This is a genomic window from Novipirellula sp. (assembly GCF_041583735.1).
Taxonomy (GTDB): domain Bacteria; phylum Planctomycetota; class Planctomycetia; order Pirellulales; family Pirellulaceae; genus Novipirellula.
Genome location: NZ_JBFHFD010000239.1, coordinates 1 through 11920 on the forward strand (window position 1 = coordinate 1; position 11920 = coordinate 11920).

Annotated in this window: 11 protein-coding genes; 6 read left to right on the plus strand and 5 right to left on the minus strand. The window is 55.9% G+C overall.

From position 1 onward, the window contains the following. The coding region (locus tag ABX962_RS17920) for a thioesterase domain-containing protein (RefSeq protein WP_372721407.1) at positions 1–2209 on the plus strand (2209 nt) is incomplete at its 5' end. Positions 2210–2306: 97 nt separating this feature from the next. Here the strand turns inward: ABX962_RS17920 and ABX962_RS17925 are convergent. From ABX962_RS17925 to ABX962_RS17940, 4 genes are all read right to left on the minus strand, one after another. Continuing rightward, positions 2307–2993, minus strand: a complete 687-nt coding sequence (locus ABX962_RS17925; protein WP_372721408.1) for a lysophospholipid acyltransferase family protein — start codon at positions 2991–2993, stop codon at positions 2307–2309. A gap of 110 nt (positions 2994–3103) precedes the next feature. Next, positions 3104–3391, minus strand: coding sequence for a hypothetical protein (locus ABX962_RS17930; protein ID WP_372721409.1), 288 nt, complete (start codon positions 3389–3391; stop codon positions 3104–3106). Between the two features lie 101 nt (positions 3392–3492). Beyond that, positions 3493–4500, minus strand: coding sequence for an N-acetyl-gamma-glutamyl-phosphate reductase (gene argC / locus ABX962_RS17935; RefSeq protein WP_372721410.1), 1008 nt, complete (start codon positions 4498–4500; stop codon positions 3493–3495). Between the two features lie 116 nt (positions 4501–4616). Next, complete coding sequence (locus ABX962_RS17940; RefSeq protein ID WP_372721411.1) at positions 4617–5915, minus strand: putative sugar nucleotidyl transferase; 1299 nt, start codon at positions 5913–5915, stop codon at positions 4617–4619. A gap of 156 nt (positions 5916–6071) precedes the next feature. Between ABX962_RS17940 and ABX962_RS17945 the strand changes: the two genes are divergently transcribed. The 5 genes from ABX962_RS17945 (at position 6072) to ABX962_RS17965 (ending at position 11138) form a co-directional block, all read left to right on the plus strand. Further along, complete coding sequence (locus tag ABX962_RS17945) at positions 6072–7391, plus strand: hypothetical protein (RefSeq protein WP_372721412.1); 1320 nt, start codon at positions 6072–6074, stop codon at positions 7389–7391. Positions 7392–7717: 326 nt separating this feature from the next. Beyond that, complete coding sequence (locus tag ABX962_RS17950; protein ID WP_372721413.1) at positions 7718–8842, plus strand: hypothetical protein; 1125 nt, start codon at positions 7718–7720, stop codon at positions 8840–8842. A 36-nt stretch (positions 8843–8878) separates the two neighbouring features. Next, the gene (locus tag ABX962_RS17955; RefSeq protein ID WP_372721414.1) at positions 8879–9724 is read left to right on the plus strand and encodes a hypothetical protein; all 846 of its coding nucleotides are present in this window, start codon (positions 8879–8881) and stop codon (positions 9722–9724) included. Positions 9725–9774: 50 nt separating this feature from the next. After that, entirely contained in the window at positions 9775–10530 is a 756-nt protein-coding gene (locus ABX962_RS17960; protein ID WP_372721415.1) for an SGNH/GDSL hydrolase family protein, read from the plus strand. 275 nt (positions 10531–10805) lie between these two features. Further along, the gene (locus ABX962_RS17965) at positions 10806–11138 is read left to right on the plus strand and encodes a tetratricopeptide repeat protein (RefSeq protein ID WP_345683777.1); all 333 of its coding nucleotides are present in this window, start codon (positions 10806–10808) and stop codon (positions 11136–11138) included. 480 nt (positions 11139–11618) lie between these two features. Here ABX962_RS17965 and ABX962_RS17970 read toward each other — a convergent pair. Further along, a partial coding sequence (locus tag ABX962_RS17970) for a TolC family protein (protein WP_372721416.1) occupies positions 11619–11920 on the minus strand: 302 nt, incomplete at its 5' end.

The window sequence follows — 11920 nt, forward strand, 5'->3', positions numbered from 1 at the left end:
CAACGGGAAATCCGTTTTGCCAGGCACTGCGTATCTCGAGTTGGTCGTTGCAGCGGCGCAAGAGATTTTTTGTGGCTCGTCGTTGCACATCAGCAACATGAGCTTCCTGAAGCCCTGCGTGGCCGAAGAGGATGCCGAACTGCAGATTCGAATCCGATTTGCTACCTCCGACGCGCAAAACGTGTTTTCAATCGAAAGCCGCGTCACCGCAGATAGCACCTGGGACCTCAATGCGGTGGGCCAATGCAGTCTCGGCAACGAGGTTGCGCCGAAGTACAAACCGGAAACGCCTGCATCCCCATGCTACAAAACGGATTCGGAAACCAACGGGCCAGACATGCAATCGTCTCCGATCACGCGGCAGGCTGAATGGCTCCGTTTTGGTCCGAGATGGAATTGTTACGACTGCTTGCATTACAGCGACGAACAAGCCTATGCGTCGCTGTCGATTCCAAATGAATATCAAGGCGATTTGAAAACTCATCCGCTGCATCCCGCATTGTTGGATATGGCCACGGGATTTGGGTTGCCGCTTTCACATGACTATCACGACGATTCAGGTTTGTACGTCCCGATCGGCTACGCTGCGGCAAATGTGTATGGTCGGCTTCCTGAAAAAGTTCGCAGTTACATCACGCTATCCGATTCGTCCCGGCCGGGCACCGATGTCATCTCGTTGGACGTCCGCGTGACCGATCATGACGACAACGTGATCGTGCAAATCGATCGTTTGCAAATGCAGCCGGTTGATTCGCTTCAATTTGGAAACGCCGAATCGACTCAAGTCGCTCCATCGCGTCCCATTACGTTAAGTGATTCAGAGGCGATTTTTGACGAGTCGTACGCGTTGGGGATTGGCCCCGAGGAAGGCCAACGCGTTTGCGAGTGGCTGTTAAACGAGCGACTGTTAAAACATGGCAACGTGTCGCCAGTATATGTATCGCCCATCGATCTGGAAGAACTCAAGCATCGCATCAACGAATTGAGCGAAGCCGCGCCCGAATCTGCGATCAAATTTTCTCGTCCCACGCTTGATACCGGTTACACACCGGCACAGTCACGTACCGAAAAATCGCTGGCAAAACTGTGGGCAGATCTTCTGGGGATTGACCAAATCGGTTGTGATGACAACTTCTTTGATCTCGGCGGACACTCGTTGTTGGCCGTGCGGTTGTTTAGCAAGATCCGCAAAACGCACGGGGTCGAATTACCATTGAGCAGTTTGTTCGAGGCACCGACAATCGCAACCCTTGCTGCGATGATTGACCAAGCGAGTGGCAATTCGGAAGCTTCCGAAGCCAATACGTGTTCGTCGCCTACGTTTCGCTTTCTTGTCCCGCTGCACCTACCCGAGAACGCTGTCAAACCACCACTGTTTGTCGTCGCCGGCATGTTCGGTAATGTGCTGAACCTTCGCTACTTGGCGAATCGGTTGGGGGATGATCAAAGCGTCTATGGGATACAATCCAAAGGACTGATCGGTGACGATACGCCTCATCAAACGTTCGAGGAAATGGCATGCGATTACCTTAGCGAGGTTCGGCAGGTCCAACCCAGCGGGCCCTACTTTTTAAGTGGATTTTCCGGCGGAGGTGTCTCCGCCTACGAGATGGCTCAGCAGTTGGTTGCCGCTGGCGAACAGGTTGCGTTCCTCGGCCTACTCGATACGCCTGCGGCCGAACGACCTTCATTGACCCGCTTGGATAAACTAAAAATCCATCTCGATTTGATCCGGCGACATCAGTTGCGTTACTTCTCGTATCACGCTGAGCAGCGTTCGCAGTGGCAAGAGAGTCTGGTGCGGCAAGAAGAGGAACGCGTTGCACTACAAAACAATCCCAACGATGCCCAGTTTCGCTCCACGCTTGTGGGGGATGCGTTTCTGAAAGCAAATGAACAATACACGACGCGACCCTATGCCGGCGACGTCTGTTTGTTTCGACCACCATTGGAAGTGGCCCATCGATTATGGCGAGGCCGACTGTTGACCCACGATCGGCAATTCCGAGACCCGCTGAACCACTGGGGGCCCCACATCCAAGGCGCTATCGAGGTGTACGAAGTCACGGGCGATCACGATTCGATGATGCTCGAACCGCATGTCCGCAATTTGGCTGCCAAATTCAAACGCTGTCTTGACCGAGCGAACGAGCGTGTCGCCGCAGCAGTACCGCCGATGTCACCCAAAACGCGGCCGCACCAGGCCTAAGTGGCCCCCGGACTCACGTCCAGGGTTACACCCTGCCGTCGCTATCGCGACTAAGAATTGCGGCTCGCGCCGCTATGAAAGCATATGCCACTGATCGCTAGGCGGCGCGTTGTTGGGCTGGTTCGTCTCGGACCGCAAGAAATTTTGCTTCGCTAGGATCATATTTGTGTTCCAAGCGATGCAGTTCGCGTTCGATCCGTAGCGTAAACGCTTCGACTGTTTCGCCTGCCAAAGGACGTAATGGATCGCCAAAGTAGGCATCCACTCGAGTGAAAGGCATTGGAAATTGCAACCGATCCCAGGTGCTTTTCAGAATAAATCGGTTGCGGGGAATCACGATCGAGGGCAACACCGCTGTGGTGGTTTTTAATCCCAACATTGCAGCCCCGCCGTGCACACGGCCGCGAGGTCCATTGGGGCCATCGACTGCGAGTGTGGCAACGCGACCTTCGCTCACCAACCGGATCATCTGGTTCAGCGCCGTAGTGCCTCCTTTGCGAGCCCCACCGCTGCTGCCACGCACCGGTTCGTGACCACAAAAACGAAGCAGAGGAACGACAATTTCACCGTCAGTCGATCGTGAAACCATTGCCACGGTTCCGCGTTCTGCCGCCATCGATCCCGCAATCTGGTGCGCATGAAGGGAGGCATAAACGTGCCCCACGCCCTGGGACGTCAATGCATCACGTTGGTCGTTGTGAAAGTGAAACCGTAGCGTGAAACGGATGATCGTGATGAGCAAGCCGATTGCGCTGCCGATCAACCATGCGATTTTTTTGTTCATTGCTAGCATCAAGCGAGAGAAACGCGGGACTGTTTCCGTCAGATATACGAAGTGGAGGCCCTTGGCGTGAAGAGTCATTTCATCAAGAAATGATGCTCGCAAAGCACTCGCTACTCAAACAATCCGTCCACGAGGTTGCTGACTTGGGTGCGGAAACCGCTCAGCGAGGCGTCTTCGAGGAGATCGGATCGGTTGTTTTTGACCATCGCGGCGGCCAGCGATTTGTGTTCCTGCCAATCGCTTAAGCGAAAATCGCGAATGTCGACGTAGACGCCCGATAGGTTGTTGCTGATCTTAGGAACCAGAAACACACCCTCTTTGCCCCGCACAACGTGGTAGTGCATCGCTACGAATAACAGGACCGCTCCGCATACCATGCCGGCCAAAAAACGTGACATCGCTCGAATCCTTGAATGAAATGGAATCACCAAGCGGCTGAAACTACGTAAATCCCCCGTTTGACGCAAGATGAACCAACGGCGTCCGTGATGCTTGCAGGTTACAGTCCCGCAGTTTGCGGTAGCCCAAACATGACATTCATGTTCTGGATCGCCGCACCACTGGCCCCTTTGGTCAAATTGTCGATCGCGCACACCAGCACGATGCGGTCCCCGGCGTCCCGGGCGGTCAATTGAACGTGATTGGTACCGGCGACATGTTTAGTCGCAGGCAGGTGATCGACGGGAGTGACAAATGGACAATCCGCGTATTGCTCTCTCCAGCACTCCATGACTTGTTTTGCATTGCCGCCGCGTGGTCGCACGTAGATCGTCGACAGAATTCCGCGATCCATCGGCGTCAAATGAGGGGTAAACACAAGCGAAATTTCTTGCCCGCCGATTCGGTGCACCAAGTCGGCCATTTCGGGTTGATGACGATGGCTGCCGACGCCGTATGCCGCAATCGATTCGTTCACTTCGCAGTACAACGTTCCCACTTTGGCGCTTCGGCCGGCACCGCTGACACCGCTCTTACTATCCACGATGATGTCCGTCGCTTCGATCAATTGCTTGGCAATCAACGGAGCGAGCGGCAGGATCGCCGAGGTGGGATAACAGCCTGGGTTGGCCACGAGGTCGGCGTCGCGAATTTGCTCGGCATAAAATTCGGGTAATCCATATACCGTTTTTCCGATCCGTTCGGGCCAAGGATGCTCGACGCCGTACCATTTTTCATACGTTGCTTGGGACGACAAACGAAAATCGGCGCTGAAATCGATCACTCGGACGTTATGGTCGATCAGCTGTTTACAGGTTTCGGCCGACGCACCATGAGGCAAACAACACATCACGACATCGCATTTTTTCGCCAGTTCGGCGGGATCCAATGTCTCGATCGGCACATCGCAACGCCCCGCCAAACTCGGGTGAATTTCCGCGATCGATTTGCCGTCTTCGGCGCGACTTGTTGCTGCCACCAACTCGGCTTCGGGGTGAGCTAACAGCAATCGAGCGACTTCCAGTGCGGTGTAGCCGGTGGCGCCAACGATTCCAACGCGGAGGGTCATATTCGGGTCTCTAATTTGAAAAACGATACGGGTGAATGTTGTAATGGTGCGGGAGGTGTTTGTAGCGCCATCGGATCACTTAGTGTGAACCTGCGAAGCAAACGGACAAAACAATCTTACAGAGTGTATTGGTCGGTGGCTTCGCGTTCGGCTTCGGATTGGGCGTACATGTCCAGGATCAATTGCTTGTCACACTCACGCTGGGTCACGTTACGTCTGGCGAACATGCGTGCTTGCGTGCTGATCATGACATCGGCGGGCAGCAAGGCGGTTTGACCAAACAGACGAGCGTAGTTGACGAAGCTGGGGACATTCGAGGTGACAAAACCGTACAACATGCTGCACACCCCGATCACTTTGCCGGTGAAGATACTGGTGTTGATCGCCGATTTTGAATAGTCGCCGATGAAGCAACCGAGGAACTGCATCCCGGTGGCAATTTTGGTTTCGCCGTATTCGATGTTGATGGTGCCATAGGTGTTTTTTAGGTCGCTGTTGCAGGTTCCTGCACCGAGATTGATCCAGCTGCCGAGGTAACTGTGTCCTAGAAAACCATGATGCTGTTTGTTGGTGTAAGGTTCGATCACCGACGCTTCGACTTCGCCTCCGATTTTGACGGTATGCCCGAGCGAGACGCCGTCCTTGATCGCGGAGTGTTCGATCACACGAGTTCCCTGGCCGGCATACAGTGGGCCTTCGAGGTAGCAGAACGGTCCGACTTTGACGTTGTTCTCAAGCAGAATCGGTCCGTCATCAGTGTTGATCGCTGCGTATTGACCGATCGAGACGCCTTCGCCCACGAACACGCCATCGCTGGTTTGTTTGTAATCGCCGTGAGCAATCCGCCACTCGATCGATTCACGCATCTCTTTCATGTGCCACGCGACGACGTCGTGAGGCCAATGAAACGCGGACGCCTCGGCCGATCGCTTGGGAAGCGACAGCGATTGCTCGGTTAGAAAATCGACCACGCTCTGCCGAGAATCGGTCGCATATTCCGCCTTCTTCGCTGCCAAGTCCGCCGCGGTCCAGCGGGCGATCAGCACCGAACCGTCTTCAGCATCGACGACGCAGCACGATTCGGTTTCGCCGCCAAGTGTGACCAGCACGTCGTCTAGTGCCACGCGAGGGACCAGCCGAGCGTTGACGATCAGCAACCCGTCATCCTCGCTGGGCCATTTTGAACCACCGAACGCCTGCTCGGCCGATTCGAGTTCGTAGTCCAATTTTTGAATCAACGTCAAATAGGACCGCACCGAACCTGATAGCGAGCTGCCCTGCAGCGGTCCGGCGACCAGTTGTTTCAAGCGATCGACCAACCGCAAACTCGCACACGTGACCGCGTAGGCGGGGCGTGCTTGGATGATCGGAACAAGCTGGTTAACGCGAGCATCTTCGAAACAAATGATTTGCATGGTTGATTTCAATGATCAGGAATGCGGGGCGTGGGCAGCGGATTAGGGGTTCTGAATGTGCCGGTCGTAGAGTTTAACCGAAACCCCCTTGCTGTCTCTGCCCCCACTTCGCCGCCAAACGCTCTTGTTTTGGTTACTGCGAATTAACGTGAAGGGATGGTTGTCGATTCCTCCCTTCTGCTGCCACCTGCGGTTGCGACGCCCGTGCGAAACGGGACTCGTCGGCGGCGGATCGTTGCGCCGCTGTCTTGCGTCGCGATTCTAGGGCTGATCGCTGGCGTGGAACCCACCGAGGCCGCGGAAAATGACACGGTAACCGTCCAAGATGCTATCCGCCGGGGGATCGAAGGGCTCGACGCGGAAAGTTTTGCGACCCGCCAACATGCCGCCCTGCGATTGATCGACGCAGCCACCAACCCAGACGTGACGCCGCAACAACGCCGCGTCGTAGAAGAGCAACTGCAACTTGGACTCGATCACCCATCGCTAGAGGTCCGAGTCCAAGCGTTTCGTCTGCTGCAACAGATCGATCAAGCCGCCGTGGATGCTCAAATTCGGCAGCTTTTGAATCCAAAGATCGATCCGGCCGATGTCGATTTGGTTGGCTGGAATGCGTTTTCTGAATTGGTGGGGGATGACGCAGCGAGTCGCCAATTTTATGCGCGACTGTACCTCGGACATCAGCGACAAATCGAACATCTGATCCGTCAGCAACAACGCGGAGGTGGAGTCACGCCAGTGCACCATGCCGGCGGCAGCGAGTCGCGTTATCCCGTCGCCAATCATGATCTTGATCGCTGGGCACTCGTTTTGTTTGCCGATTCGGTCCTCGATCCAGCGGCGTCCTCGTATCCGTCGGCACGGTTGATGATGTCATTGGCGTATTCCGGCGTCGGCCCCTGTCTGGGCAACGACCAGGATGACGAGCTGGTTCGGCGGCTGATTCACCAGTGGCTGCTCCGGCATCGCGAATTAGGTAGCGTGTGTGATCAATTGCGAATCGCGATGCGTTACCGCTGCGATTCGTTGGCGGTGGAACTGTGCCACCGTATTTTGACGGATCCCCATTCGCCGGCCACGTGGCAAACCACCGCAATCTTGGCTGCCAGCGTGCTGTGTACATCGCACGCGGGGGTGGCAGAGAACGAGCTGGAAATCGACTCGGTTTTGGCGTCGCGACTCGCCGATAAGCGAACCGCTCATGTGTGGCAGCTGATCCCATCGCGAAAAATCAAGATTCGCACCCAGGTTTGTGATGTCGCGATGGCAATGCTGCTGTTTCGTCACCAAATTGATCCACGCAGCGCGGGGTTCGCCGAACTGCAAGCGGATCCCACGTTGATATACCGAGACGATAGCATTGGATTTTGCAACGAGCACGAACGCGAAATGGCCCACCAGCAAGCTCGCAGGCGGCTGCGTGAAAACGGCTACGACGTGCCGCCGTACTCACGAGAGAGGAACGAGCCAAAGTGACCGTCGTTTGCCGCATAAGCTGCTCGGCTCAGAGAGCCGAGCGACAATCTTCTCTTGCTTCCAGCCCCGCTAATTCTGAGTGCTAGCAACCCGCTTGCGTTTCATCGGGGCACCGCCGCCGTGAAACCGACGTTGACCTGAGTGCCGTCTGCCTGTTAATCGAGTTTTGTGGTGGGAGTGCGCCGCGATGGCTGCAACTCCCTAACCCCCACTTTCCCTCCCCAAAAACGATCCGAAGAAGTCTGGCGACCCCTGTGATTTGCCCTCCAGCCCGAACGAACGCTACCGCCGCGATTGGTCGCCCCAATCCGGCTCGATTCGTTTGCGTGATGGTGCTCGTTCTCGGTGGGATGGCATCATTTCCAGGTTGTCAAAACCGGGCTCACACGGATCTATACCAGCAGCGGATTGCCAACGAAGTCCGAGTCCTGGAAGACCAGTTGTACGAGGCGGATTACGAAAATCGCAAATTAAGAGACGAACTCGAACGTGCCAAAGGCCGGGTTTCTTCCGATACAGTTGCTCCTCGCCATTCGCAACGCAAATCGCAATCCGACTACGGACCGCCGATCCCGAGTCCTGATCCGCTATCAAACGGGCCGATTTCGAATGGGAAGATGTACGGGCCGGCTGATTCGATCGACTCGTTCAATATGGAATCCGACTTTGGCGATTCGTTGATCGATCCGGGCCAAGCCGTTCCGATGGACCGGCTGAACAATCCGTTTACCGACGAACCGAGTGGCAGCGACCTGCCCAGCAGTGATGTGCCCAGTCCAGGTGGATCCAATCGCAGTGGAAACAAGCGGGACCAACCGTTGGTCGATCCCGCCCCGCGGATGTTGCCGCCACCGATGGGCGTTCCCGAACCGCCAGGGAAATCCGACACCGAAGTATCGCCAATCGAACCGGGGGAAATCCTGCCTCCTCCGTCGTCCAATGGAAAAGGCCAACCGAAACCGCCGGGACAAATCATTTTGCCTGACGCTGCCAAGGCGACTCAGGAAGAAATTTCGGCTCCCGAAACCCTCGAGCTGCACACCGGTTTGTCGGGCGGGCATCAATCCGATAATGACCACGAAGTCGACGGATTGTACTTGGTCATCAACGCGTTGGATCATTACGGCAAGACGGTCAATCTCGAGGATTTCGAGATCGATGCAGAAATGTCGATCGTGATTCTCGACCCTGCACGTGAGCCGTCCGAAGCGAAGATCGGCCGCTGGGAGTTTTCTGCGGAAGAGGTTTCCGAGCTGATCCGTTCGCGTCCCTTAAGCGGATTCCACGTCCCCGTGATCTGGCAAGACGTCGAGCCCGAAGGGGATGAAGTGATTGTGCACGTTCGCTTGCGATCCGAAGGGGACGAAATGCGTTGCAAGGGGCGAGTCAAAGTCGCCGAGTCGGGGGTGATTGCCAAATGGACGCCTCGCGGTGATACCGAGAAACGCTAATCCCCTGTTTGCAACATCTTCAATGGATTGGATTCGATGATTTCGTCGGAACAAAGGCACGTCCGCTGCGGACTGCACCCAAGCTGTTTTCTGGCGGTCGCATTGCTGTTGATCCCGCTTGCCGGTTGCAAGGTGCTTGCGCCGATTCCGATTCCGGTCGCCAGCCAACAGATTGCTCCGGAATTGGTGCAAAGCAATGATCCTCAATTCGAAATTGGCCAGCCGCAACCGGTGATCGATGGGATCGGATGGGTCGTGGGGATTCCGGACAAGATCTTGCTCTGGGACCGCCGCGTGGATCGGCACAAGATTTCTGAAGAGACGATTTTGGCGACGGCGGATTATCTCGAACAAAACAATCTGCCGCATGTGAAAGTGCGTGTGAACCAATACGCACCGCTAAAAGATTGGAAACGGCTAACGCAGAACAAGACGGTGGCTTGGCCATGGCGTTACACGCTGGGCACGTTGTCGGTGGCGGGAGAGACGATTCTGCCTGGACGCATCGTCGGGGGTGATCATTTTAACCCGTTCACCCAAACGATTCACCTGTACAGCGACATACCCGCCGTGGCGCTGCATGAAGCGGCCCACGCCAAGGATTTCACACGTCGAACCTATCAAGGCACGTATGCGGCCGCTTATCTGTTCGTTCCGCTGTGGCACGAAACGCTGGCATCGCAGGACGTGTTCGCGTATTTGGAGCAGCAACAGGATGTGCCGGCGATGATTGAAGCGAACCGCATCCTGTATCCCGCGTATGGCACGTATGTGGGCGGTGCACTGGGCAATTTTGTCCCCAACTATTCGCTGCCGATTTATTACGCCGCCGTGATCGCGGGGCATGCCAACGGACGGATGCTCTCGCAGCAGTTACAATGACGTCCATCTCGGACCTTTCCCCGCTTGATTCCTCCCTCAGAGTTCACACCATGAATACAAAACTAGGTCGTCGTGATTTGATCCGTGCTTCGTTGGCTGCCGCCGGTGCCGGGGCAATATTGACCGCGTCACCGCAGACAGTGATGGCGGCCGAATCGACCCCCTCAGTGCCTGAGAACACCACGATCTTGTTCCAAGGCGACTCGATCACCGACGCTGGACGCGACCGCAAAAACCAATCCACCAACAACGCGCGTGGCCTCGGCAACGGGTACCCGGTGTTGATCGCGGGCAAGCTTTTGAGTGCTCATCCCGAATCCAAATTGACCATTCACAATCGAGGGATCAGCGGTCACAAGGTTCCTGATTTGGCCGCTCGTTGGCAAAAAGATTGCTTGGATTTGAAGCCCGACGTGCTCAGTATCCTGATCGGCGTGAACGACATTTGGCACAAGTTGAACGGACGGTACGACGGCACGGTCGCGGATTACGAAACCGGATACGAGGCGCTGCTGCAGCAGACGCAGGCGGCACTGCCAAAGACTCGCATCATCATCTGCGAACCATTCGTGCTGCGATGCGGTGCGATCAACGACAAATGGTTCCCCGAGTTCGACGAGCGACGTGCGGTCGCGAAAAAGTTGGCCGACAAAATGAAGCTCGATTTTGTGCCGTTTCAGACGATGTTTGACGAAGCGGTTGACCTGGCTCCGCCCCAGTACTGGGCCGCCGATGGCGTCCATCCGACGCTTGCCGGGCATGCGTTGATGGCGAAAAAGTGGCTCGAAGTGTTCTATCAAGCCTAACGATCGCCACCCGCGATGTTCTGCATTCCGGTTCCGTCGCCCTCTTCCGACAGGCAACGCTGGGAAGCATATTCGGATAGCTACCTTCGCCAGAAGGTAGCTATTCGCATTTGCGTGGCAACCAACCACGCTCTGGCGAGCGTCGCTACAGAACGAGAATTCCGCCGGGTTCCCCGAGGTGGCGCGAGTCCAAAAAACTGGTAAAACCCCCCTCGCGGTCGAATGTTTTCGTGGCTTTCACACCGCCCACCGAAACCCCTACCAGGAATGCAAATATGTCGGACGTCCATAAAAAGTACAACGAAGTCGAAAAACTGATCGATGATGAAAAGTTCGAAGAAGCCATCGCTGGTTTGACCGAAATCATCAACGAAGACGATACCTTCGTGCTCGCTCATCTCGCCCAGGCCCGCGTTTACACCAAAACAGGCCAGCATGATTTGGCGATCCAGCATGCCGAAAAAGCATGCGAACTGGAGCCCGAAGATCCGTTCAACTTCACCGCGCTGAGCGTCACCTACCAACGCGCATGGGCAGGAACTCAAGAGCAGCAGTACATCACCAAAGCCGAAGATGCGATGGCCAGAGCACGCATGTTGCAAGGCTAAACGCATTCGACGTTACCGACGCCGTAGCGAAAGTCGCGAAGACTTTCGGCTTCAGTACCTCCGCGATGTCGATTACGATCGTTCGCGTCGCGAGGCCGGACTGTAAAAACATGGTGCTGTAGTGGTTACCGCGGCGATGGCTTTTCTGCCACTTCTCCACAAACTTCAAGAGTGCTGAAATAAAATCAGGCGTTGCGCAAGCGTACTGTCACCTCTCCCAAACGCAGGTTTGGGAGAGGTCGAGCAGAGCCCACAGCGATGTTCGGGTGAGGGCCGACCGAGCAAGTCGAGTCACTGCACGCAACGGTGCGCGGTCGGCCCTCACCCGAACGAGGCCTAAAGGGCCCGTTCGACCTCTCCCAGCTTCGCCGGGAGAGGTGACTGCGGATTTCGCCTACAGAAAAGCGAGCCGCCCTGTCCCAAAGTAAAGGGCCCGTCGCTAGTATCGACCGTTCCAAGTGAAAGGCGTCGCGATGCCTTTTACATTCCCATTGCCGTGGGGGCCGGCGCGGTCACCGGCCAACCGAGTGCCCATTGCAATTGAAATTGGGCTTGGTTGTGGTCGATGATCGCTTGCAAGTAAGCTCGGCGAGCGGTTTCAAGTGCTTGAACCGACTGCAATACTTCTAGCGGTAACCCTTGACCATCTCGGATCCGCTCTAGGTTTCGGTTGTAGGAGTCTTCGGCCGATTGGATCGCTCGCTCAGTCACCACGATCTGTTCGCGACGGAACTGAATCTGCGAATACGCTTCCGAAATCTCGCGAGCGACTTGATCCATCA

Coding starts and splice junctions, on each gene's coding strand:
- ABX962_RS17925 (WP_372721408.1), bottom strand. CDS start 2,993: ATGAACAAAAAAATCGCATGGTTGATCGGCAGCGCAATCGGCTTGCTC.
- ABX962_RS17930 (WP_372721409.1), bottom strand. CDS start 3,391: ATGTCACGTTTTTTGGCCGGCATGGTATGCGGAGCGGTCCTGTTATTC.
- argC (WP_372721410.1), bottom strand. CDS start 4,500: ATGACCCTCCGCGTTGGAATCGTTGGCGCCACCGGCTACACCGCACTG.
- ABX962_RS17940 (WP_372721411.1), bottom strand. CDS start 5,915: ATGCAAATCATTTGTTTCGAAGATGCTCGCGTTAACCAGCTTGTTCCG.
- ABX962_RS17945 (WP_372721412.1), top strand. CDS start 6,072: ATGGTTGTCGATTCCTCCCTTCTGCTGCCACCTGCGGTTGCGACGCCC.
- ABX962_RS17955 (WP_372721414.1), top strand. CDS start 8,879: ATGATTTCGTCGGAACAAAGGCACGTCCGCTGCGGACTGCACCCAAGC.
- ABX962_RS17960 (WP_372721415.1), top strand. CDS start 9,775: ATGAATACAAAACTAGGTCGTCGTGATTTGATCCGTGCTTCGTTGGCT.
- ABX962_RS17965 (WP_345683777.1), top strand. CDS start 10,806: ATGTCGGACGTCCATAAAAAGTACAACGAAGTCGAAAAACTGATCGAT.